Origin of the sequence: Candidatus Pelagibacter sp. RS40 (assembly GCF_002101295.1) — a bacterium.
GTDB lineage: Bacteria > Pseudomonadota > Alphaproteobacteria > Pelagibacterales > Pelagibacteraceae > Pelagibacter.
This window is the reverse complement of the sequence record NZ_CP020778.1, coordinates 376,482-400,307: the sequence shown is the minus strand read 5'-3', so window position 1 is coordinate 400,307 and position 23,826 is coordinate 376,482. Positions and strand designations below refer to the sequence as shown.

Here is a 23,826-nt window from a genome sequence, read left to right as displayed (position 1 = left end):
TAATTAAAATGCGAATAAAATAATCAGTGCAACTACTAGACCAAATAATCCAGTTGCTTCGGCTAATGCGAAACCTAAAAGCAAATTTGGAAATTGCTTTTGAGCCGCAGATGGATTTCTCATCGCACCTGATAGGTAGTTTCCAAAAATTATTCCTATACCTACTCCAGCGCCCGCAAGAGCTATTGCCGCAAGTCCTGCTCCAATCATTTTTGCTGCTTCTAATTCCATTATATCCTCCTTATAAGTTGTTAATGGTGTAAATTTAATGCATCATTTAAATAGATGCACGTTAATATTGCAAAAACATAAGCTTGAAGAAAAGCAACTAGTATCTCCAAACCTGTTAGCGCAACTGAAAAACTTAATGGTAGCCATCCTCCTACTATTCCAAGACTAACAACAAATCCTCCAAATACTTTCATCATGGTATGACCAGCCATCATATTTGCAAATAATCTCACTGACAAACTAATCGGCCTACTTAGATAAGAAATAATTTCTATTATAACAATCAATGGTAAGAGAACCATTGGAACTCCACTTGGCACAAATAATTTTAAGTAACCAAGGCCGTGTTTAATAAATCCAATAATTGTAACTCCAATAAATATAAAAGCTGCAAGCACAAAAGTAACAATTATGTGACTTGTAACCGTAAATGAATAAGGGATCATCCCAAACATATTGCAAAAGAGGACAAACATAAAAAGTGAAAATATAAATGAGAAATATGGTTTTGCTTTTGTTCCAGCTGTGTCACTGATCATTTTTGATACAAATGAATAACTTAATTCGGCAAGCAATTGCAATTTATCTGGTATTAGTGATTTTTTTTTAGCTCCTAAGTTTAAAACAATCAAAATAGCTATAGTACTAATAACCATAAATAAACTTGCGTTAGTAAATGAAATATCAACGTTACCTAATTTTATTTCTGGACCAATCCGATAAACATTGAATTGGTTCATTGGGTTTGCTGCCATCTGTAATCTATTTTTGCATTTTTTTTGCGGTTTTAACCACGTTCATAATTCCTGCAGCCACCCCTACAAAAAAAAATATTAAAATTAACCATGGCTTAGTACCAAACCAATTGTCTAAAATAAACCCAATAATTGTCCCAACAGCTACTGCAGACACCAATTCTGTGCTCATTTTGAACGCTGTTCCCATGTTAGAGCTAGATTTTGGATTTTTTTGATCCTTGTGAACTTCTGCTTTATTTTTTGCAATTTTTAAGCGAGATTTGAATTCATCTTCTGACATTTGTCTTAAGCAACCATGCTCTCAGCTTTTTGAAGATCAACAGCAACAAGTTGGCTTATTCCTTTTTCTGGCATTGTAACTCCGTAAAGTCTGTCCATCTTTGACATTGTTAAAGCATGGTGGGTAACAATTATAAATCTTGTAGATGTTATTTTAGTTAATTCAGTTAACAAATTACAAAATCTTGTAACGTTAGCATCGTCAAGAGGCGCATCAACTTCATCCAATACACATATTGGTGAGGGGTTCGTTAAGAATACTGCAAAAATTAAAGACAGGGCTGTTAAAGCCTGTTCTCCTCCTGACAACAAAGTAATTGATTGAAGTCTTTTGCCAGGTGGACTAACTAACATTTCTAGTCCAGCATCTAATGGATCATCAGAGTCAACAAGTTCAAGTTTTGCATTTCCACCATTAAATAATTTAGTATATACTTCATTAAACTTTCTATTAACTTTCTCAAAAGCCTCAAGCAATCTTTCTCTTCCTTTTTGATTAAGCTCAGAAATACTTTCTTTTAGTTTAATAATAGCGGTTACAAGATCTTGTCTGTCTTTTTCCATTTTTTTAATTTCTACTTCATATTTTGAAGTTTCTTCGTCAGCTCTTAAATTTACCGATCCTAATTTTTCCCTTTGTCTTTTTTTCTCATCAAGCAACTCTTCTTGTGTAACCACATCAGGAAATTCAACTTCTTTTTCTAAATTTGAAAATTCTAACAATTTTTCTTCACTTAGATTTAATTCTGCACTTACTCTTTCTAGCAAATCACTTCTTCTCTTACTCAAACCATCTATAGTAGCACCTGAACTAGCTTTTCTCTCTCTGATCTCAATAGAATTTTCTTTTGTATCTTTTAATTCATTACTTAATTTTAATATTTTATCATCTATCTCTACAATGATAGTCTCATTTTCATTTTGTTCCTTTTCTGAAATTCTTAAACTCTCAGAAATCTGTCCTTTTTTCTCTGCTTGCAGTTGGGGCTGTTTTTCAAGATCATTCAATTTTAATGTTTGTTTATTTTTTCTATCGTTTAACTCCCTCACCATTTTTTCAGAATTAGTTAATAGATTTTTCCAACTTTCAATTTCTAAATCTATCTTTTGAATTCTTTCATTTCTTTTAACAGACTCTTTTTTAATATTTTGGTTATTGCTATAAATATCAGCGTATTTTTCTTGAAGTTTTTTAATTATTTCATTTGTCTCGTTCAATACAGTGATTTTATCACCTTCCTCTGCATCTTTAATTTTTATATTTAAATAAGATAAGTTCTCCTTACATTCATCCAAAACTTTCAAGGCAGCTGAATTATTTTGTTCATTTATTAAATTTTTTGCAGCTGTTATCTGATCAATAATTTTATTTATTTGTTCAATATTCTTCTTTAAATTTTCTGAACTAAATGTATCTAAAATTCTATCTACTTTATCTTGTTCTCTTTTCAAATTTTCTTTTGCAACATCTAGATCTTGATTAGATAATTTTTCAGTTTCATAATATTTAGAATCTATTTCTATTAACTCGCCTTTTTCCTCTTTAAGTCTTTTTTCATTTGAGTTTGCATCAATTACAATACTTTTTTCCCTATCAATATCTTCATCAATCATTCTTAGTGAATTTTTTATAGACTTAATCTCCTCTTCAATTCTCTCATTTTCTTCATCAAGACTTTTTAATTCTAGATTAAGTCTCTGAATTTTAGATAGATTTTCAATGTTTCTCTCTCTAATTGGTGTTACCTTGTTAGTTTCATCTGTAATTCTTTTTTCCAAATTCTCTAATTGTGAATTAAACTCTTTAACTTGATCTTCCGCCTCAGTATTTATCTCATTTTCTAGTTTTATTTCATGATCAATATCTTTAAGTTTTAAATAATATAGACCTGCCTCAACTTTTTTAATTTCCTCAGATACTGATTTATATTTTGCAGCCTCTTCTGCTTGCTTTTGCAAATTTGCAAGTTGTCTTTCTTGTTGTCTTCTCAATTCGTCTGCTCTTTTTAAGTTATTCTCTGCTGCACTTAATCTAAGTTCTGCCTCGTGCCTTCTAACGTGTAAACCTGCAATTCCTGCTGCTTCCTCTAGTATTGCTCTTCTGTCAGCAGGTTTTGCTGTTACCAAAGCTCCAATTCTACCTTGGCTAATCAAAGATGGTGAATGTGCTCCAGTAGATAAATCTGCAAAAAACATTTGCGCATCTTTTGCTCTAACTTCCTTATTGTTTATGTAAAATTTCGATCCTTTATCTTTTTCAATTTTTCTTTTGATTTCTATTTCGTCAAGATCGTTGTACTGTATTGGTCCGTCTTTATTTTCATTACTTAAAGCAATAGATACTTCGGCAATATTTTTTGACGGTTTATTTGATGTTCCAGAGAATATTACATCTTCCATCCCAGAGCCTCTCATACTTTTTGCTGATGTTTCTCCCATACACCATCTTAAAGACTCAACAATATTTGATTTCCCGCAACCATTTGGACCAACAATACCTGTCAAACCTTCTTCAATAAGAAAGTTGGTTTTTTCTGCGAATGATTTAAATCCAGTAAGCTGGATTTTTTTAAATTCCATTCGCTAACTTATATCAGTTTTTCTATGTATTTTTTTAATTTTTTATAGTCTGTTGGATTATCAAACTTTTTGCCATTAATTATTAGAGTAGGGGTTGCTTTAACTTTATATTTTTTTACACCATTGATTCGGTCTTCGAGTATATGATCTTCTACAGATTTATCAGCTAAACAACTCTCAATATCTATTTTGAAACTAGAATTTTCTATAAGCTCTTTTATGTTTTTGTTTGCATCATCAATTGAACCACCTCTTACCCATTCACTTTGCTTCTCATAGAGATAGTGTAAGACTTCAGAATTGCCGTCGTTTTTACAATGAGCAATTTTTGCTGCATTAAATGCTGCGATATCTAAAGGAAAATTTTTATATTCAATTGAAACAAAACCTTTATCAATAAACTCTTTCTTTAATTCTGGATAAATTTTCTTATGGAAGTTTGCACAAAAACCGCAGGTTAAAGATTCAAATACTACTAACTTGACTTTTGCATCAATATTTCCATCAATTATTGGTCTTACATCAGAACTTGAGATATTAGGGAATAAAAAGAAGGATAATAAAAAGGTTAATAAAATTTTTTTCATTTTTTTTTGTATAAATTGCTTAACTCTATTAAAGAATTTCTAACTTTTTCATTTCTAATATTACTTATGTCTTTTATGTGTTTGTTTTTTGTCGCATAATCAGGGCTTTTTTTGAGCTTTTTTTCCAAAAATCCATCAAATGTATTTAGTTTTATAGTTTGAACAACTTCATATCCGAAGAATGCATTCATTTTTTTTATAATTTCATTTTTAGAATATTCTAAATTCACTTCAGACCCTCTTTTAACCATTATAGTCAAACAACTATTTTTTACCTTATTAGATCCCTTAAATGATTTTGGATAACATTCTTTGAATAATTCTTTACCAACTATATATTTCCAATTATCAAGAGTTTTATTATAAACATCCCCTTTTTTATTAAGTATTCTTTTTGCCTCTTTGGGCAAAGTATCCTTAAAAGATCTTAAACCTTGAATGGATTTATATCTCTGCTTAGTATTGTATTTAATATTCATATGACAAATCAAAACATACCAAAAAAAATTCTATATTGGTACGATAATAATAAAAGAACCCTACCTTGGAGAAAAAAAGTTTCGAAAAAAAAACAAGACTACTTTACTCTTGTAAGTGAATTTATGCTTCAACAAACACAGGTTAAAACTGTTATTCCTTATTTTGAAAAGTTTATAAAAGAATTTCCAAATTTAAAATTATTGGCTAAATCAAGTGACCACAAAATTTTAAAAAACTGGGAAGGACTTGGGTATTATTCTAGAGCGAGAAATTTAAAAAAAACTGCAATAAAACTATTAAAGGACTATAAAGGTGAATTACCAGAAGATATTGAAACACTTAAATCTCTCCCAGGAATTGGTGAGTATACTTCGAGATCAATTTTAGCAATTGCACATAATAAGCCTTATATTCCAATGGATGGAAACGTTGAAAGAATACTAAAAAGAGTTTTTTTACTTAAAACTGATTATGAAATATCCAAAGAAAACTTAAATAAAAAAAAATCCTTTTTTGGATTTTCAAAAAGATCAAGTGATTATGCACAAGCAATCATGGAGATAGGAGCATTAATTTGTAAGCCTTCATTGCCATATTGCTTTCGCTGTCCACTTACACAAAATTGTAAATCTTATAAGAAAAAAGATTTTTTAATCAAATCAAAAAATAAGTTTAACAAAATAAAATACTTTGAAGCAAATGTGAATAAATATAAAAATAATTATTTATTAATAAAAAATAAAAAATTCAATTTTTTAAAAAATTTGATTATTTTTCCAATGATAGAAATAGATGAGAATAAATTTGAAAATTCAACTCAAAAAAAAATAAATGTAAAAATGTCAAATATGGATATGAAAATAATTATTAATAAAAATATTAAAGTTAAAAAAACAAATAACAGTATAATGTTGAACAAAGAAAATATTAAAAATTATATTTTACCTTCATTTACAAAAAAAATATTAAATTCAGTATCATGATAAAATGAAAAGTATTGCAATAGTTGGATCTGGAATTTCTGGTCTTTTTCTCGCAAACCTTTTAGAAAAAAATACCTCTTTTTCTTATAAAATTTTTGAAAAAAAACCCTCATTAGATTTAAGCGATGGTTATGGGATACAGTTATCAGTAAACAGCATTAATCTTCTAAATAAAATTGGATTTCAAACAATGAATGCGAGCGAAGTATTTTTTCCAAAAAAAGTAAATTTTTTTGATGCAAAAGTGTTGGAAAAGATATGTGATATTGACTTATCTCAATTTAACTTTGAGAATAACAGATATACAACATTAAAAAGATCAAAATTAATAGAATTTTTGTTAAGTAATATCCCAAAAGATAAAATAATTTTTAACTCTGATCTCATTAATATTGAGGAATATGAGAAATTAAAATTATCTTTCAGCGATAATACCAAAGAGGAATTTGATTACATAGTTGCAGCTGATGGAGTTTATTCAAGAACAAAAGAAATTTTATTTAAAAAGGAGGGTACACCAAAGTATTTTAATTCAATTGCACTTAGAGGGAATATTCAGAACTTCGAAAATTCAGATATTTCACTATATTTAGGGTCAAATTTTCACTTTGTAATCTATCCTATCAATCAAAATAACGAATTTAATTTTATATCTATAGTAAGAAAAAAATTAGTAGGATCTGAGATTACAAATAGAAGTCTATTTAAAGATAAAATTTTTATAAATAACTTAATGAGCCAGATTTCCTCAAAATCAGATTTAAATTTATCTGAGTTGGTAAATGAAATTAAATGCTTTCCAATTTTTGTGAGTAAAAAAATTAAAATACCCAATAATAAAAATATATTTTTAATGGGTGATGCGTTCTTTTCATTTCCACCCTCTTTTGCGCAAGGAGCATCACAATCAATTGAATCTGCAAATGATCTTTTCAATGATCTAAATAATAATTTATCAAATTATTATAAAAAAAGAGTTTTAAAGACGAAACAGATAAATTCTAGATCTTCCATAAATCACCATGCATTCCATATTGCAAATCCTATAAATGTTTTTTTTAGAAATATTTTTCTTAAATATCTTTCTAAAAATAAAAGTTTTTTAGAAAATTATTTGGGTAAAATTTATAAGAATTAAGCTCTTGGCCGTAGACGTTGTCTAAGTTCATCAATAGGCTTTAAACTATTTCCTACTTGATAATGCCAATAGGTCCAACCATTGCAGCTTTCTGCGCCTAATATCTGAGCAGCTACTTTGTGAATAGATCCCTCGTTCTCTTTATGTTTAATACTTCCATCAACCATAACTTTTGCAAATACTTTCTTTTTTTGGTCGTAAATTTCTGTACCAGGCTTTATAACACCTAATTCAATTAATGAACCAAAAGGCACTCTCGGCTTTGATTTATTATTCCGGAGTGTATCCAAATATTCATCCATAATAATTTTAGTATTTTTTATCCGTTTGTTCGCAGCTTCAAAATATTTTTTTTCTTTTTCTATTCCAAAATAAGATCGTCCTAATTTTTTTGAAACCACAGCAGTTGTACCTGATCCTAAAAAAGGATCTAAAATAAAATCATTTTTATTTGTAGAGGCTAATACTACCCTATGTAGTAAAGCTTCTGGTTTTTGGGTTGAATGTACTTTCGTTCCATTATCTTTTAATCTTTCTTTACCGTTACATATTGGTAAATTCCATGTGGATCGCATTTGTAGATCATCGTTAAATGACTTCATTGATTGATAATTAAAAGTATATTTTGACTTTTTACTTTTTGATGCCCAAATCAATGTTTCGTGAGCATTAGTAAACCTGGTACCTCGAAAATTTGGCATAGGGTTATTTTTACTCCAGATTACATCGTTTAAAATCCAGAAACCAAGATCCTGAATTATTTTTCCTACTCTAAAAATATTATGATAACTGCCTATGACCCAAATAGACCCATCTTTTTTTAATACTCTATTTGATTGTTTTAGCCATTCGTATGTAAACTCATCATAGGATTTAAAACTTTCAAATTGATCCCATTTATCATCCACTGCATTCACTCTAGATCTGTCTGGTCTAATTAAACTGTTTTGTAATTGTAAATTATAAGGTGGATCTGCAAAAATTAGATCAAATGTTTCATCAGGAATTTTTTTTAATTCTTTTAGACTGTCCCCATTTATAATTTTGTTCTGTAAATTTTTAACTATCATTTTTAAAAAAGTAATTAGACTCCAGGGTAGATTCCGCGTCAACCAGAGATTGAAAAAAATAGACTCTACTTGTTGTAAGTTTTACTTATGACTCAATATGTTGTGTATAGGCCTAAAGTTTTTTCGATGATGCTTCGTTATACCAAATTTCTTAATGGCTTTTAGATGTTCTTTAGTTCCATATCCTGCATTTTTATCCCAAGCATATTCTTTAAATTTTTTGGACATATTTGTAATTAGCCGATCTCTTGCAACCTTAGCAATTATAGATGCTGCCGATATTTCGGATATTTTTTGATCTCCCCTAATTACAGACTTAAGTTTGTAACCCTTCATTTCTGGCGATTTATTTCCATCAATTAATGTTGATGTAGGTTTTATTTTAAGTTTTTTAATCGATCTTTTCATGGCCAATAAAGATGCATTTAGAATATTTAATTTTTCAATCTCTTTTAAAGAGGCAAATCCAACGCTCCAGATAGAGTTTTTTTTAATATATTTTTCTAAAATATTTCTTTTTTCTTTTGAAAGTTTTTTAGAATCTTTAATCTTACTTTTATCTATATTTTTTTTAAATATTACTGCAGCAGCACATACTGGACCAACTAAACTTCCTCTTCCAACTTCATCAACTCCAGCTACCTTTTTCATTATTTAAAAAAAAAATGATAAATAATTAATCCAATAAATAAACCCTTGAAGAAAGATATCAAAACCAAACTATAATCTGAAAGATTAAATTTTTTTTTATAAAAATTTAAGTACTTTTTGTGTAGTCCTATCATAAATTTATAAGTTTATTTCTAATTCATCAATTTTTTTTCTTATTTCTTTAAGATCTGCCCAAGAGTATTTTTTTTGCTCTGGTTGCCTTAAAAGATACGCTGGATGAAATGTTATCATTGTTAAGTAGCTTTTATTGTTTATAATCACATCTTTCCAATTTCCTCTTTCTTTTGAAATTTTAATTTTTGATCCAAATAACGACTCCATTGCAGTGCTACCCATTAAAATTAAAATCTTTGGATTTATTATTGATATATGTTTTCTTAAATATTCTGAGTATCGTGTTATTTCAGCAGGCTCCGGTTTTCTATTATTAGGAGGTCTATAATTTACAACATTAGTAATATAAATATCTTGTCTATTTATATTTATTGCTTTTAACATTTTATTTAATAATAAGCCTGCATCTCCCACAAAAGGTTTGCCGACCTCATCCTCTTTTTGACCTGGTCCTTCTCCAACAATCATTATTTTGCTATTGGAATTTCCATCACTGAATACAAGTTTTTTAGCACTTTCCTTTAGCTCACAATTTTTGATATTTTGTAAATCATTTTTTAGTTTTGCTAAAAGAGAAATCTTATCTTCTACTTCTGGTTTAGTTTTAAATCTATTTATCGGTTTATCGCTAAAGATGAATTCTATTTCGTTGGGATCATTGAATTCATTTAAAATGTCATTTTGATTTTTTTCCTCTAAAGTCATAAATTAAATAATGTTCTTAAAAATTTTTTATATTATTTTTGCTCTTTTATACCAAACTGTAGGTTATACTAAAACAAGTGATAAAAATGATTTTAATTATAAGTACCTTTCAAGCTATTTTTCTGCGCTAATTTCATTTGATAATCAAAAAAATAATAAAGCCTTAGAATTTTTTGAATCTTCAAAATATCTCAAAAAAAAACATAACAACTATTTAAAAGAATACGTATATTCTCTTGTTCTAGATGGCCAAATTAAAAAGGCTGTAAATCAAATAAAATCATCGCGTAACACGAAGAATTCAAATTTTTTTGAAGGTAAGCTTTTAATAGTCTTAGATTTGATGAATAAGAAAAAATATGTACAAGCTTCAAAAGTTATTAAGACTTTTAATTTATCTAACGAAAATACCTACGAGTTTATAATTATTAAAACTTTAGAAAGCTTCAATAATTTATTTAAAAATAAAAAATTACAGTATTCAACAAGTGATTTTGGAAAGTTAAGTTTGATTGTGAATGCTTTTCAAAATTGCTATCTGAATTCTAACAAAACAGATAGTCATTTCTTAAACTTAATTAATTCTGCTGAAGGAGATTACTCAAGATATTTATTTTTTTACTTATCAAATGTAATTGTAAATAAAGACTATAAAACTGCAAAACAAATATCAAAAACAATTGAACCTTTTTCGAGTACCTTATTAATATCCCAATCAAAAAAATGGATAGATAATGAAAATTATAAAAAATTTAAAAAACATTTTTCATGTCAAAATGAAAATGATCTTTTATCTGAATTTTTTTTCCTGATATCTAACTTATATTCATCACAAAATATTATTGAAACATCGAATTTTTATTTAAGTGTATCTAATTACCTAAACCCGAAATTTTATTTTAATTTATCTCTATTGGCAGAAAATTATTATGATAACAACAATTTTGATATTTCGAGGGAAATATTAGAAAAATTCAGTTCAGAGGATGAAATTTATTTTTGGTACAAAATAAAAAAAATTGCTCAGATTATTTCTGAAGAGGAAAATGATGATAAATCTTTAAAGTATATTGAAGATAATATTTCTGATTTAAAACAAAAATCACCAAAAATTCTTTTTGACTTAGCAAACATATATAAAAATTTTGAAAATTATAAAATAGCTATAGATTACTATACGCAAGTTTTAAATCAGATTGATAAAAATTCAAATATGTATGCGGATGTTTTATATAGAAGAGGAGGAACTTATGAGAGATTAAAAAATTATTCAAAAGCAGACAAAGATTTGTTGATGTCTTTAAATATTCGACCTGATCATGCTTACACGCTTAATTACCTTTCGTATAGTTGGCTTGAAAGAAATATTAAAATAGAAAAAGCTATGAAAATGCTAATGAGAGCCTACGAGTTAAGAGAGAACGACCCATATATAACAGATTCAGTTGGATGGGGATATTATTTGATTGGTGATTTTATAAACGCAGAAAAATACTTAAGAAAAGCTGTTGAATTAATGCCAGATGACCCAATTGTTAATGATCACTATGGAGATGTTTTATGGCAACTAGATAGAAAATTACAAGCAAAGTATTTTTGGGAACACGTATTAGAACTTGAAGATACAGAAGAAGAAATGAAAAAAGATATTGAGAATAAACTTATTGATGGTCCCCGTAAAATATAATCGATGAGATTTGACAAAATCCGATCCTACGCAAAAATAAATATTTCTTTAGGTGTATTAAAAAAATTAAAAACCAAACATCATAAAATTGAGAGCTTAGTGAGCTTAATTGATTTATATGATCAAATTCACATAAAAAAAATTAAAGGCAATGGTCACAAAATATTATTTGATGGAGAATTTTCTAATGGAATAAATAAAAAAAATACTGTTTCAAACCTTATTCAAATATTAGATCAAAAAAAACTTTTAAATAATGAAAAGTATTTAATTAAAATTAGAAAAAATATACCTCTTAAATCTGGTTTAGGGGGTGGCTCAATGAATGCAGCAAGTATCTTAAAATATTTGATTAAAAAAAATAATATAAAACTTAAGCGTAATGATATTTTTAAAATCAGCTCAAAGATAGGTTCAGATACTATTTTAGGCTTAAACAAGAGTTCAATTATTTCAAAAGAATTGAGAATAAAATACGCTAAACTTAAATCGCCACTTCATTTAATAATAATTAAACCAGATTTTGGTTGTTCTACAAAAGATATATATTCAAAGGTTAAAAATTTTTCCAGAACTAAGTTAAAATTAAAAAGTAAAAAATTTTTGTCACTCAAATTCTTATCAAAACTAACAAATGATCTAGAAAATCCAGCATTTCAAAAATATCCAAAACTAAAAAATATAAAATTATTTGTTGAAAAATTAGATAATGTTTTATTTACCAGAATGTCTGGGTCAGGATCTTCAATTGTCTTATACTTAGCTACAAAAAATAATGCAAAAAAAGCTCAAAAAATATTAAAAAAAAAATATAAAAACTATTGGTGTATTTTATCTAAAACTATATAAAGCTTTTTTTTTGTGTTATACGAAAAGAATTTTGGGGTGTAGCCAAGTGGTAAGGCAGCGGTTTTTGGTACCGCCATTCCTAGGTTCGAATCCTAGCACCCCAGCCAAATATGAACAATATATTTACTAAATTTTTTAATTTTAAAAAAAAATTAAATCAAAAAGAAATCTTATTTCAAAATATTAAAAATACATCAGATGTAAAATCTATTTTTAATGCAATTTCTAGTCACAATGAATGGAGCGATATAAGATATGTTGGTGGATGCGTAAGAAAAATTTTAAATAACGAAAATTACGATGACATAGATTTAGCAACAAATCTTAATCCAGATCAAGTAAAAGAATGTTTGACAATAAATAAAATCGAGTTTTTTGAAACTGGGATAAAACATGGAACAATAACTGCAAGAATAGGTAATCAAAATTTTGAGATAACCTCTTTAAGGAATGATATTAAAACAGATGGAAGACATGCTGAAGTAATTTTTACAAAAGACTGGAAAGAGGATTCGATCAGAAGGGACTTCACTATAAACTCAATATATGCCGATATTGATGGAAATTTATTTGATCCAAATAATGGAGTAGAAGATCTGCAAAATGGAACAGTAAGATTTATTGGAAATTCTTATGAAAGAATTCAAGAGGATTATCTAAGAATCTTGAGGTATATAAGATTTTTTCTTTTGTATAGTAAGAAAGATCACAGCAGTGAAATCAAAAAGACCATAAAACAAAATATTAGCGGTGTTTCCAATCTATCTAAGGAAAGATTATTAGATGAATTAAATAAAATATTTAAATCAAGGGCTTTATTTAAATTAGTTAAGGATAATTTTTCATATGAGATTATTTCACTTATTTTTCCTCAATTGGTTAATCTAAAAATATTAAAAAAATTAGAAAAGAAAAAAGAGGAAATACTAATAAATAAAAGTTTCGATTTTTTATTAGCTCTATTAATTATAGACGAGACAGATAATGCAGATTATTTTCTTTACAAATTCAATCTATCTAATGACGCTAAAAATAGAATAAAATTCCTTAAATCTAATTTTGAGTATTATAAAGAAAAAGATTTTTTTTCAAAAAAAAAACTTGAGAAAATCTTTTATTATAACAATAAATCAAGTGTAATTGATTTAATTGACTTTGAGTTAATTAAAACAAATACAATGAAAAAAAAATTAATTGAGCTTAAAAATTATTTTCAGAAAAAAGAAAAACCAGTTTTTCCAATAAAAGCAAAAAGTATAATGGAAAAATTTGATATAAAAGAGGGTCGTGAATTAGGGCAAAAACTCAAAAATTTGGAAAATATTTGGGTAAACAATTCATTTAGTATTACAGATAAAGAAATTGAAAAAACTTTTTCTAATTAAATATATTTTACATCAATAATTTCAAAGTTTTTTACTCCTGCTGGCGTATTTACTTCCACAAGATCTCCTTTGTTTTTACCAATTAAACCTTTTCCTATGGGAGATTTAAAATAAAGTAACTTTTGTTTTAAATCGGCCTCGTCTTTACCAACAATTTTGTAATTTATTTTTTCATTTGTATCTAAATTTTGTAGAAAAACAGATGAACCAAAAATTACTTTCCCATCATTAGAAATCTTTGTTACATCAATTACGTTAGCTCTTGCTATAATATCCTCAACTTCTTGAATTCTTCCCTCATTATGAGACTGCTGTTCTTTTGCAGCATGATATTCTGCATTTTCTTTTAAATCTCCATGAGACCTTGCCTCTGCAATTGCCGCAACTATTTCTGGTCTCTTTTTTTCTTTAAGAAATATTAATTCCTGTTTTAGTTTTTCTAAACCATTAACAGTGATAGGTTCTTTTTCCATTTTTTATTTCCATTTAGCAATTGGTGGTAGAGACATTAATATACCCTCAACATTTCCACCTGTTTGTAGTCCAAATTTTGTTCCTCTATCATATAATAAATTGAACTCAACATATCTACCTCTCTTCAAATATTGAATTTCCTTTTCTTTGTTAGTCCATTTTTTTTTTGATTTTTTTAATATTATCTCTCTAAAAATATTCTTAAAACATAATCCTACTTCTCTTACAAAAGCAAAATCTTTCTCCCAATTTTCCTTTTTATAATCAAAAAATATTCCACCAATGCCTCTTGGTTCATTTCTGTGTGGTAGATAAAAATATCTATCACACCATTTTTTATATTTTGAATAATAATTTTTATTATGTTTATTACATGCTTTTTTTAATTCAGAGTGAAACCACTTTTCTAAATTTTTATCTTTTAAACATGGTGTTACATCCATACCACCACCAAACCAACCATGAGAAGTAAATATGTATCTTGTATTAAAATGCATTGCAGGAACATTTGGATTTTTCATGTGCATTACAACAGAAATACCAGATGCCCAAAAATTTGGTTTTTTATCTGTTCCAGGAACTTTATTTCTAAATTCTTTTGAGAATTTTCCATAAACTTCTGAGAAGTTTACACCAACTTTTTCAAAAATTTTGCCATTTTCAAATATTCTAAATTGACCTCCTCCTTCGTTCGATTTTTTTCCTCTTTCCCAGTTTGTTATTTTAAATATATTTTTTTTACCCTCTAATTCTTCAATATCTTTACACAAAACCTCTTGAATAGTTTTAAACCAGTTTCGGGCTAATTTTTTTTTTATTTCATTATCCATTTTGTTTGCCTTAAATTTTCAGAAAGGGTTATAGCAACCGATACAGCTAGGTTTAAAGACCTTTTTTCCTTTATCATTGGTATTTTAATTTTATTTTTGATTTTTTTGTGAATTGAATCTGGCACTCCAGCACTTTCTCTACCAAAAAGCACTGTATCATTTTTTTTAAATTTGAAAACATCAAGACCTGTCTTAGCTTTGGTTGTCATGAGAATAATTCTTTCACCTTTCTTTTTTGCAAAAAAATCCTCAGAGTCTTTATAAAAAGTAATCATTTTTTCATCTAAATAATCCATAACTACTCTCTTAAATCGTTTATCATTAAAGAGAAAACCACAAGGTTCAATTATTTCAAGATGCGCCCCAAGACATGAGCATGTTCTAATAATCGAAGCAGTATTTTGAGGTATATCAGGCTCGTAAAGAGCAATTTTAGGTCCAGAAAATAACCGTTTATGTGTCATTGTTACCATAGAAAAATATCTTTTTTCTTATAAGAAATCATATATTACCAAAGTATTAAATTAATAAAGATGTCGGACAAAAACGATAAAAAAAAGACAGAACGAAGAGATTTCCTTTTTACAGCAACAGCAGCAGCAGGAGCTGTGGGAGTTGGAGCAGCAATTTGGCCAGTAGTAGACCAAATGAACCCGGATGCATCAGTAAAAGCTCTTGCAAGTACAGAGGTTGACATTAGCTCTGTTCAACCGGGACAATCTCTTACAGTGCTTTGGAGAGGAAAACCAGTTTTTATTAAAAGAAGAACAGATCAAGAAATTCAGAAAGCTAGAGAAGTAAGTTTAGGAGATTTAAAACATCCAGAAAAAGATGAAGATAGAGTTAAAAAGCCAGAGTGGCTTGTAATGCTTGGAGTGTGTACCCATTTAGGTTGTGTACCTCTTACAGATAAAGGAGACTATGACGGATGGTTTTGCCCATGTCATGGATCTCATTATGATACTTCTGGAAGAATTAGAAAGGGACCTGCACCAACTAACATGGAAGTTCCAAAATATGAATTTGTAAATAATAACACTATTAAGATTGGATAATAAAATATATGAGTGATCACGAATACACGCCTAGTTCAAAATTTGGAAAATGGTTTAATGATAGACTGCCTTTATTATCGCTTGTAAATCATTTAACTGATTATCCAACACCAAAAAACTTAAATTATTGGTGGACATTTGGTGGAATATTAACATTTTGTTTAATAACTCAAATAGTAACTGGATTAGTTTTAGCTATGCACTACATCGCACATGTAGATCATGCATTTAGTAGTGTTGAACATATTATGAGAGATGTGAACTATGGATGGTTGTTAAGATATGTGCATGCAAACGGTGCATCAATGTTTTTCTTAGCAGTTTACATCCACATATTTAGAGCTTTATTTTATGGATCGTATAAAGCTCCAAGAGAAATTATTTGGATTATTGGAATAATTATTTATCTATTAATGATGGCTGCAGCTTTCATGGGTTATGTACTACCTTGGGGACAGATGAGTTTTTGGGGAGCAACTGTAATTACAAACTTATTTAGTGCAATTCCACTTGTCGGTGAAAGTATAACAACATGGTTGTGGGGAGGATATTCTGTTGATAATCCTACTTTAACAAGATTTTTCACTCTTCACTATTTACTACCTTTTTTAATTTTAGGGTTAGTAGTTTTACACATTTGGGCGCTGCATGTACCAGGTAATAATAATCCTGTTGGAATTGATATTAAAAAACCATCAAAAGATACAGTTCCATTTCATCCATACATAGTTATTAAAGATGCATTTGCTCTATTAATGTTTTTAATATTATTTGCTATGTTTGTTTTCTATTCACCCAATGTTTTAGGACACGCAGATAATTACATTGAGGCAAATCCTTTAGTTACCCCTGCACACATTGTTCCAGAGTGGTATCTTTTACCTTTCTATGCAATTTTACGTTCTGTTCCTGACAAGTTGATGGGAGTTATAGCAATGTTATCAGCTATTTTAATTTTAGCAGCTTTACCTTGGTTAGATACATCAAAAATAAGATCTGCTGTTTTTAGACCACTATATAAACAATTTTACTGGATACTAGTTGCCGATGTTTTAATTCTTGGCTATGTGGGAGCAATGCCTGCAGAAGGCCTATATTTATTAATTGCTAGAATAGGAACAATTTATTATTTTGCTCATTTTTTAATTATTCTCCCAGTATTAGGCCTTAAGGAAAAAACACTACCTTTGCCATTAAGTATTACAGAGCCAGTTTTGGGAGGCTCACCAAATCTTGCGGCCGCCAGAGATAAAGTAGAGAAAATCAGTTAAGTGAGAAATATAATTAAATTTTTAATAATATTATTTTTTGTCTTAAATTCGAAATCCTTTGCTGCAGAAAATACAGCAAAATTTTTGGAGACAGACTGGACATTCAAAGGTCTTTTTGGAAAATTTGATAGAGCATCATTACAAAGAGGATATCAAGTATACACAGAGGTTTGCGCTTCATGTCATTCAATGAAATATTTAAGCTATAGAAATCTATCTGAGAAGGGTGGACCAGAATTTTCTGAGGCTGAAGCAAAAGCTATAGCAGCGAGTTTTGAGGTAACAGACGGTCCAGATAGCACTGGAGAAATGTTCACAAGACCAGCAAAATTGTCGGATAAATTTGTAATGCCATATGCAAATGATGAGGAAGCAAAATCTGCAAATGGTGGAGCTTATCCACCTGATATGTCTGTTCTTGTTAAAGCAAGAAAGGGTGGAGCAGATTATGTGTATTCTTTATTACTTGGATATGAGGACCCACCTTCTGGCATAAAATTAGATGATGGTGTTTATTATAATAAATACATGTATGGAAACAAAATAAAAATGCCTAATCCATTGTCGGATGATCTAGTAGAGTATTCTGACGGTACAAAAGCAACGCAAGAGCAAATGGCTAAAGATGTAGTAAATTTTTTAATGTGGTCAGCTGAGCCTCACCTAGAAACAAGACATAAAACTGGATTTAGGGTTATTTCCTATTTAATTATTCTTACTGTTTTAGTTTATTTTAGTATGAAAAAAATATGGTCACGTGTTGAATCTAAAGTTTAGTACATCGCCATCTTTTACAATATAATCTTTACCCTCTAATCGCATTTTTCCATTTTCCTTAGATTTTACCCAACCTTCATTTTTGATGAAATCATCGTACGATATAGTTTCAGCTCTTATGAATCCTTTTTCAAAATCAGTGTGAATTTCTCCTGCCGCCTTAGGTGCTGTACAATTTTTTGTTATAGTCCATGCTCGAGATTCTTCTGGACCAGATGTAAAAAAGGTCTCTAAAGATAGCAAATTGTAACCTTTCTTAACCAAATTATTTAGACCAGTTTCTTTAATATTAAGCATTTCCATAAAATTTTTCTTTTCATTTTTATCAACTAAATCATTAATTTGATTTTCTATATCAGCAGATATTATTAACGTATTATCTTCACCAAAAGTTTCTATGAATTCCTTTGTGTAATTATTTCCTTTTTCGATACTATCTTCATCAACATTGCACACATAAAGCTTTGGTTTAGTCGATAATAAACCACATATTTTTATATCTTTTTTTTCAAATTCATTATCAAGTTGTTCCAATTTCTCATCGTTATTTATTAATAACATTGCTCTTTCTAAGATTTTAATGTGATTCTCTTCAATGTTTTTTCTATTTTTTTTATCCAATCTCTTTTGAATAGATTCTAAATCTGCAAGTTTCATTTCGGTTTCTATAATTTCCAAATCTCTTACTGGGTTTACATCAGGGTTGACATTTTGAATATCATCTGAATCAAAACATCTAATCATGTGGATTATTGCATCTACTTCTCTTATATGGGATAGAAATTTATTACCCAAACCTTCTCCTTTCGACGCACCTTTGACTAAACCTGCAATATCAACAAATGATATGGTTGTGTAAATTTTTTTTTTGGATTTTGAAATATTTACTAAATTATCTAATCTCTCGTCAGGAACTGGAACTAAACCGATGTTAGGGTCGATTGTACAAAAAGGAAAGTTAGCCGCCTGTGCTTTGCTAGAGTTGGTTAGTGCATTAAATAGAGTAGACTTACCCACGTTAGGTAATCCAACTATACCACATTTAAAACCCATTAAATTAATTATTGTTTACAGTACTAGAAAATAAATCCAATTTTTTATCAATTAAAATAGATAAAGACTCAATTATATTTGATGTAATTTTCTCTAAGTGTTCTTGTTCATCATCTGTAAAATCATTTAAAACAAAGTCAGATACCGAAATCTTTTTATCTGGTTTTCCAATTCCAATTCTCACTCTAGAGTAATCTTTACCTATGAATTTATCGATTGATGCTATTCCATTGTGACCTGCGCTTGACCCACCAAACTTTGCTTTTATTTTTCCAAATTCAACATCCAAATCATCATGAAAAACAATAACGTCCTCTGCATCCATTTTGAAGTATTCCAATAATTCTCGTATGCAAATTCCAGAATTATTCATAAAAGTTAAAGGTTTTATGGCATAAACTTTTTGTTCACCAATGTTACCAGTAGTAAGCAAGCCTTTAAATTTTGGTTTTTGTTTTGAAAGGCCAAATTTTTGATTTATTGCATCTACGACTTTAAATCCAATATTGTGTCTATTATTATTTGAATTTGGGGTAGGGTTACCTAGGCCGACTAGTAACAGCATAATTTTTTAGATATATTTCACTATTAAGATTATTTTTTCTCAGCAGCTGGTTTAGCTTCTTCTTTTGTTTTATCTTCTCCTTCAGCTGGTTTATCACCCTCAGTTTTAGTTTCACCTTCCGCACTAGCTTCCTCTGTAGCTTCGACAGGTTTTTCAGGTTCTTTAACCACCGTTGGAGCAGCAACAGTTGCAATTACAAAATCTCTTCCTTGTATAGTTGGGGTTACATTTTCTGGTAATTTGATAAACGAAATTTTAATACTAGCCCCAATTTCTAATCCTTCAAGATCTACTACTAATTCGGTTGGAATGTTTTCAGTTGGACATCTTAGTTCTACTTTACGTCTCACAATATTTAAAACCCCACCTCTTTTTAATCCTGGAGAAAGTTCATGGTTAATAAATCTTACTGGTATTTCTAAAATAATTTTTGCGCCCTTTACAATTCTTAAAAAGTCAACATGAATAGGTTCATCTGTAACAGTATCAAAAGTAATCTCTCTTGGTAAAACTTTTTGCTCATTACCATCTATATTCATTGAAATTACATTTGATAAAAAGTTTTCTTTATTAATTAAACTAGTCACTTCTTTTTTAGAGAGAGAAATTTTTTCATTTGGATTTTCTCCACCATAAATGATACCAGGGACTTGTCCATTCTGTCTTAGAAGATTAACTTGACCTTTAGACTTTGTGTTTCTTATTGTTGCTTGAATTGTACTCATAAAACCTTGGCGTTTTAACTTATGAAATATAGATTTACAAGTAAATTATTTGAATAAATCTGATACAGAAGTTGAGTTAGATATTCTTTTGATTGCCTCACCAACTAAATTTGAGATAGTTAATACTTCAATATTCTTGATATTTTTTACTTTTGCTGCGTTATCAATGGTATCTGTTATAACTAAATTTTTAATATTTGATTTTTTTATTTTATTTTCAGCTCCTCCACTTAAAACGCCATGGGTCACATAAACATGAACATCTTTTGCTCCTCTTTTTTTTAAAGCAGCAGCTGCATTTACTATTGTGCCACCTGAATCGATGATGTCATCTACAATTATGCAAGTTTTTCCTCTTACATCTCCTATAATGTTCATCACTTGTGATTGACCTGCTTTTGGTCTTCTCTTATCAACAATTGCAAGTCCCACATTAAGAAGTTTTCCTAGTGCTCTAGCTCTTTCTGTACCACCAACATCTGGAGCTATACAAATCAAATTTTTAGTTTTTATTTTTTTTCTTACATGTCTTCCAAAAATAGGCGTTGCAAATAAGTTATCAACTGGAATATCAAAGAAACCTTGAATTTGACCTGCATGTAAGTCTACAGTCACAACTCTATCGGCACCCGCTTTGGCAATTAAATTGGAGACTAACTTTGCAGAAATAGATGTACGTGGCACTACTTTTCTATCTTGTCTGGCATATCCAAAATATGGAATTACAGCAGTTATATTTTTAGCTGATGATCTTTTTAATGCATCTATGCATAGCAATAACTCCATTAGGTTATCATTAGCAGGCGATGATACTGACTGAATTACAAAGATACTATTTCCTCTAATGTTTTCATTTATTTCAATATAAATTTCACCATCTGAAAATTTTCTTATACTTGAATTAACTAATCTGTTTTTCAAAAATTTGGATATTTTTTGACTAAGATTTTTATTACTGTTACCTGTGAGAAGTTTCATCTTGGAGATTTAGCTATTTAATCATAATTACTGATATATTTCTACCATAATCATTTAATTTTTCATTAATTGATCTTCTAGAACTGAAAAACTTATTTTTTTTGGGGTAAGTATCTTTATTAATTATTTCAATTTTTTTGACGTTATATTTTTTTAATTGTGATTTTAAGTATGAGTTAAGACTAAAAAAAATTTTATCATTATAAAATTTAAAGTGCTTTTTATTTTGAATAGATTCTTTAACAAATTTATTTAAGAAATCGTCTCTCACCTCATAATTTTCTATCGATATGCAGGGACCAACAACAGCTATTAAATCTCTCATTTTTGATCCTTTTTCTCTCAATTTTTTTAAAGTATTTTTGATAATATTTTTATAAGCACCTTTCCAACCTGCGTGTAATGCAGCTATATTTTGCATTTTAGGATCAAAAATTAAAACTGGTGCACAATCTGCTGTTAAAATTCCTAATGCTAAATTTTTCTTATTTGTAACTAAACTATCACCAACAAATCTATTTGTTGTGTTCTTATTTACAAACTTTACTCTATTACTGTGAATTTGGTTTAACAAAACTAGATTATTGTTAGCTACTTTTATTCTTTTTGAAACTTTCTTTAAGTTTAGTAAAACTCTTCTTTTTTTATCTTTTGACCCAATACCGCAATTTAAACTTTTATAAATACCATTTGAATAACCTCCCTCAGAATTAAAAAATCCATGAGATATATTTTTAAAATTTGATAGCAATCTTGATTTAATCATTTAAATCCCATACTAAACTTATTCTTTTTGTTAGTAGCAAACATAACCTTAAACAATTTTCCCATTTGTTTATCATCGACTAATCTTTGTATCCTATAATATAAATCTGATTTTTTACTAAAACTTAAACTTTTACTAATCATCTCGGCTCTCTCAAATATTCCCATATTAGTCAAGAATTCACCTTGGGTTGTAATTTTTACTTTATCTAAATTTTTTTTTAATTTTTTTACATAAAAGCTAAAGTTTAATAAATGCGTAATATCAGAATCGTAAATATTGTTTAAAAAATCTACTTTTTTATGATTTTTAACGCATTGAATAGTGTCTGACATTTTTTTTTCAAGGTATCCATAATCTATTATTAATATACCTCCATTATTTTTTTTAATTATTGATGAAATTTTGCTTATTTTTTTAATTGATTTTGGTGAAACCTCGATAAAATTTTGATTTTTTTTTATTTTCTCACCTAATATCTTTTCAATTTGAGCTAATTTCTTTTTTTTATTTTTAAAAAAATATTTATTTTTTTTTTTTGTAATATATTTTTCAAACCATTCATTATTTTCCTTTATAAAATGTTTTACTGGAAGAGAGTCAAAAAATTCATTAGCTAAAAAAATTGATGGATTTTTTTTAATATCATTAAGATTATCAATCCATTTAATTTTATTTAAACTATTTCTTTTTTTTTGTATTTTTATTAATTCTGGACTAATTTCCAAAATGTAAAAAATGCAGCATTGTTTGAACAGCTTAAAGCTGCTAATTGATTTATTTATTTGATACATCATTTCACCTGTTCCTGCGCCTAGTTCAATTATATTTAAGTTTTTTGGTTTCCCCAACTTTTCCCAAAATCCAACTAGCCAAATTGCAATCATTTCAGAAAAATGAACGGATATTTGTGGTGAAGTAATGAAATCACCATTTTCACCTATAGGATTCTTATTTATGTAGTATCCTTTTTTTTTGTCGTATAAAGAATGTTCAATAAATTTATCTAGAGGAATTGCTTTTTCCATAAGTAAGATAATATAAATATATTCCGGCCAATAAAGTGAATACACTTATTAATTGACCCATAGTGAAGCTCATTATTACAAAACCTAATTGGGCATCAGGTTCTCTCGAAAATTCAATAACAAATCTAAATATTGAGTATAGTATTAAAAATAAGGCTGAAATTAAACCAGTTTGCGGAGATAGCCTTTTGTATAAATAATTTAATACAATAAATAAAACCAAACCTTCAAATATTGCCTCATAGATTTGAGATGGATGTCGGTTTAAGTCATCTACTTTGATAAACTTTACTGACCAAGACAACTCGGTTTCTCTTCCATAAAGTTCTGAATTTATAAAATTTGCAACTCTACCCAAAAAAATACCTACTGGCGCTGTCACAGCTACCAAATCTAAAAAATAAAATGGGTTGATATTTTTATTTTTGGAAAAAAATATTGTTGCAAATATAATTCCAATTAATGCTCCATGGAAAGACATTCCACCACTCCATATCATGATTATTTCAACAGGATTATTAAAATAATAATTAAAATTATAAAAAAATACGTATCCCAATCTACCACCAACTAGAATTCCAATAATTAAGTAACTAATATAGTCACTAAATAAATCTTTAATCTTAGGGTCTTGAATTAAAATTTTGTTACAATAAATCCAACCAAAAATAATCCCAAATACATATGACAATGAGTACCATCTAATCTCAAAAGAAAATACTTGAAAAGCAACTGGATCAAAATTATTGATAAACATTATTAACTATAAATAATATAAATTTAGTA

At 28.4% G+C, this 23,826-nt stretch carries 27 protein-coding genes and 1 tRNA gene; 9 read left to right on the top strand and 19 right to left on the bottom strand.

Translation table 11 applies throughout. The features are described 5' to 3' along the window. Positions 1–3: 3 nt before the first annotated feature. The 6 genes from B8063_RS02140 to B8063_RS02115 are packed head-to-tail and all read right to left on the bottom strand — an operon-like array spanning position 4 to position 4,914. Entirely contained in the window at positions 4–231 is a 228-nt protein-coding gene (locus B8063_RS02140) for a F0F1 ATP synthase subunit C (RefSeq protein ID WP_006997791.1), read from the bottom strand. A 20-nt stretch (positions 232–251) separates the two neighbouring features. Continuing rightward, positions 252–986, bottom strand: a complete 735-nt coding sequence (locus tag B8063_RS02135) for a F0F1 ATP synthase subunit A (RefSeq protein ID WP_085069008.1) — start codon at positions 984–986, stop codon at positions 252–254. A 7-nt stretch (positions 987–993) separates the two neighbouring features. Then, complete coding sequence (locus B8063_RS02130; RefSeq protein WP_075521665.1) at positions 994–1,269, bottom strand: AtpZ/AtpI family protein; 276 nt, start codon at positions 1,267–1,269, stop codon at positions 994–996. A gap of 5 nt (positions 1,270–1,274) precedes the next feature. Further along, the gene (locus B8063_RS02125; protein ID WP_085069006.1) at positions 1,275–3,848 is read right to left on the bottom strand and encodes a chromosome segregation SMC family protein; all 2,574 of its coding nucleotides are present in this window, start codon (positions 3,846–3,848) and stop codon (positions 1,275–1,277) included. An 8-nt stretch (positions 3,849–3,856) separates the two neighbouring features. Further along, positions 3,857–4,435, bottom strand: a complete 579-nt coding sequence (locus tag B8063_RS02120) for a thioredoxin domain-containing protein (RefSeq protein ID WP_085069004.1) — start codon at positions 4,433–4,435, stop codon at positions 3,857–3,859. Then, the gene (locus tag B8063_RS02115; RefSeq protein WP_085069000.1) at positions 4,432–4,914 is read right to left on the bottom strand and encodes a DUF721 domain-containing protein; all 483 of its coding nucleotides are present in this window, start codon (positions 4,912–4,914) and stop codon (positions 4,432–4,434) included. The genes B8063_RS02120 and B8063_RS02115 overlap by 4 nt, the downstream gene beginning before the upstream one ends. Here B8063_RS02115 and B8063_RS02110 point away from each other — a divergent pair, their 5' ends adjacent. Then, complete coding sequence (locus B8063_RS02110) at positions 4,915–5,898, top strand: A/G-specific adenine glycosylase (RefSeq protein ID WP_085068998.1); 984 nt, start codon at positions 4,915–4,917, stop codon at positions 5,896–5,898. Between the two features lie 4 nt (positions 5,899–5,902). After that, positions 5,903–7,036: an FAD-dependent monooxygenase gene (locus B8063_RS02105; protein WP_085068996.1), complete on the top strand. Its 1,134-nt coding sequence runs from the start codon at positions 5,903–5,905 to the stop codon at positions 7,034–7,036. On the opposite strand, the gene B8063_RS02100 is transcribed toward B8063_RS02105, so the two are convergent. The 3 genes from B8063_RS02100 to B8063_RS02090 all read right to left on the bottom strand — a co-directional run bounded on the left by B8063_RS02100 (position 7,033) and on the right by B8063_RS02090 (position 9,597). Further along, positions 7,033–8,106 carry a site-specific DNA-methyltransferase gene (locus tag B8063_RS02100; protein ID WP_075521659.1) on the bottom strand — a complete coding sequence of 358 codons (1,074 nt, stop codon included), beginning with the start codon at positions 8,104–8,106 and terminating at the stop codon, positions 7,033–7,035. The genes B8063_RS02105 and B8063_RS02100 overlap by 4 nt on opposite strands. Positions 8,107–8,187: 81 nt before the next feature. Continuing rightward, complete coding sequence (locus B8063_RS02095) at positions 8,188–8,757, bottom strand: ribonuclease HII (RefSeq protein WP_075521658.1); 570 nt, start codon at positions 8,755–8,757, stop codon at positions 8,188–8,190. Between the two features lie 138 nt (positions 8,758–8,895). After that, entirely contained in the window at positions 8,896–9,597 is a 702-nt protein-coding gene (locus B8063_RS02090) for a uracil-DNA glycosylase (RefSeq protein ID WP_085068994.1), read from the bottom strand. A gap of 10 nt (positions 9,598–9,607) precedes the next feature. On the opposite strand from B8063_RS02090, the gene B8063_RS02085 reads away from it, so the two are divergent. From B8063_RS02085 to B8063_RS02070, 4 genes are all read left to right on the top strand, one after another. After that, a complete protein-coding gene (locus B8063_RS02085; protein WP_085068992.1) occupies positions 9,608–11,284 on the top strand; it encodes a tetratricopeptide repeat protein in 1,677 nt (558 codons plus the stop codon). A 3-nt stretch (positions 11,285–11,287) separates the two neighbouring features. Further along, positions 11,288–12,133 carry a 4-(cytidine 5'-diphospho)-2-C-methyl-D-erythritol kinase gene (locus tag B8063_RS02080; RefSeq protein WP_085068990.1) on the top strand — a complete coding sequence of 282 codons (846 nt, stop codon included), beginning with the start codon at positions 11,288–11,290 and terminating at the stop codon, positions 12,131–12,133. 32 nt (positions 12,134–12,165) lie between these two features. Further along, positions 12,166–12,240: transfer RNA gene (locus B8063_RS02075), tRNA-Gln, on the top strand. A gap of 3 nt (positions 12,241–12,243) precedes the next feature. After that, on the top strand, positions 12,244–13,518 hold the full coding sequence (locus B8063_RS02070) for a CCA tRNA nucleotidyltransferase (protein ID WP_085068988.1): 1,275 nt from the start codon (positions 12,244–12,246) through the stop codon (positions 13,516–13,518). On the opposite strand, the gene greA is transcribed toward B8063_RS02070, so the two are convergent. Genes greA through B8063_RS02055 form a run of 3 tightly spaced genes read right to left on the bottom strand, consistent with a single transcriptional unit; the run spans position 13,515 to position 15,286 of the window. Next, positions 13,515–13,991 (bottom strand): transcription elongation factor GreA, encoded by a 477-nt coding sequence (gene greA / locus B8063_RS02065; protein ID WP_085068986.1) that lies wholly within the window; start codon positions 13,989–13,991, stop codon positions 13,515–13,517. The two genes, B8063_RS02070 and greA, sit on opposite strands and share 4 nt — an antisense overlap. 3 nt (positions 13,992–13,994) lie before the next feature. Then, positions 13,995–14,822 (bottom strand): oxygen-dependent coproporphyrinogen oxidase, encoded by an 828-nt coding sequence (hemF, locus tag B8063_RS02060; protein WP_085068983.1) that lies wholly within the window; start codon positions 14,820–14,822, stop codon positions 13,995–13,997. Continuing rightward, entirely contained in the window at positions 14,807–15,286 is a 480-nt protein-coding gene (locus B8063_RS02055; RefSeq protein ID WP_085068981.1) for a TrmH family RNA methyltransferase, read from the bottom strand. The genes hemF and B8063_RS02055 overlap by 16 nt, the downstream gene beginning before the upstream one ends. Positions 15,287–15,355: 69 nt before the next feature. Here B8063_RS02055 and petA point away from each other — a divergent pair, with 69 nt between their 5' ends. The 3 genes from petA to B8063_RS02040 are packed head-to-tail and all read left to right on the top strand — an operon-like array spanning position 15,356 to position 17,925. Then, entirely contained in the window at positions 15,356–15,877 is a 522-nt protein-coding gene (gene petA / locus B8063_RS02050) for a ubiquinol-cytochrome c reductase iron-sulfur subunit (RefSeq protein ID WP_075521651.1), read from the top strand. 8 nt (positions 15,878–15,885) lie between these two features. After that, entirely contained in the window at positions 15,886–17,148 is a 1,263-nt protein-coding gene (locus B8063_RS02045; RefSeq protein ID WP_085068979.1) for a cytochrome b, read from the top strand. A 24-nt stretch (positions 17,149–17,172) separates the two neighbouring features. Continuing rightward, positions 17,173–17,925 carry a cytochrome c1 gene (locus B8063_RS02040; protein WP_306452543.1) on the top strand — a complete coding sequence of 251 codons (753 nt, stop codon included), beginning with the start codon at positions 17,173–17,175 and terminating at the stop codon, positions 17,923–17,925. Here B8063_RS02040 and ychF read toward each other — a convergent pair. From ychF to lgt, 7 genes are read right to left on the bottom strand one after another with little or no spacing between them, the layout of a single operon-like run. Then, on the bottom strand, positions 17,902–18,978 hold the full coding sequence (ychF, locus tag B8063_RS02035) for a redox-regulated ATPase YchF (RefSeq protein ID WP_085068977.1): 1,077 nt from the start codon (positions 18,976–18,978) through the stop codon (positions 17,902–17,904). The two genes, B8063_RS02040 and ychF, sit on opposite strands and share 24 nt — an antisense overlap. Before the next feature lie 4 nt (positions 18,979–18,982). Then, positions 18,983–19,543: an aminoacyl-tRNA hydrolase gene (gene pth, locus B8063_RS02030; RefSeq protein WP_075521647.1), complete on the bottom strand. Its 561-nt coding sequence runs from the start codon at positions 19,541–19,543 to the stop codon at positions 18,983–18,985. A 29-nt stretch (positions 19,544–19,572) separates the two neighbouring features. Further along, positions 19,573–20,268, bottom strand: a complete 696-nt coding sequence (locus B8063_RS02025; RefSeq protein ID WP_085068975.1) for a 50S ribosomal protein L25/general stress protein Ctc — start codon at positions 20,266–20,268, stop codon at positions 19,573–19,575. Between the two features lie 45 nt (positions 20,269–20,313). Continuing rightward, on the bottom strand, positions 20,314–21,246 hold the full coding sequence (locus B8063_RS02020; RefSeq protein WP_085068973.1) for a ribose-phosphate pyrophosphokinase: 933 nt from the start codon (positions 21,244–21,246) through the stop codon (positions 20,314–20,316). A gap of 13 nt (positions 21,247–21,259) precedes the next feature. Continuing rightward, a complete protein-coding gene (gene pgeF / locus B8063_RS02015; protein ID WP_085068971.1) occupies positions 21,260–22,012 on the bottom strand; it encodes a peptidoglycan editing factor PgeF in 753 nt (250 codons plus the stop codon). Beyond that, positions 22,009–23,040 carry an SAM-dependent methyltransferase gene (locus B8063_RS02010; protein ID WP_085068969.1) on the bottom strand — a complete coding sequence of 344 codons (1,032 nt, stop codon included), beginning with the start codon at positions 23,038–23,040 and terminating at the stop codon, positions 22,009–22,011. Before B8063_RS02010 ends, pgeF begins: the two co-directional genes overlap by 4 nt. After that, positions 23,015–23,797 (bottom strand): prolipoprotein diacylglyceryl transferase, encoded by a 783-nt coding sequence (gene lgt, locus B8063_RS02005; RefSeq protein WP_085068967.1) that lies wholly within the window; start codon positions 23,795–23,797, stop codon positions 23,015–23,017. The genes B8063_RS02010 and lgt overlap by 26 nt, the downstream gene beginning before the upstream one ends. Positions 23,798–23,826: the final 29 nt, after the last annotated feature.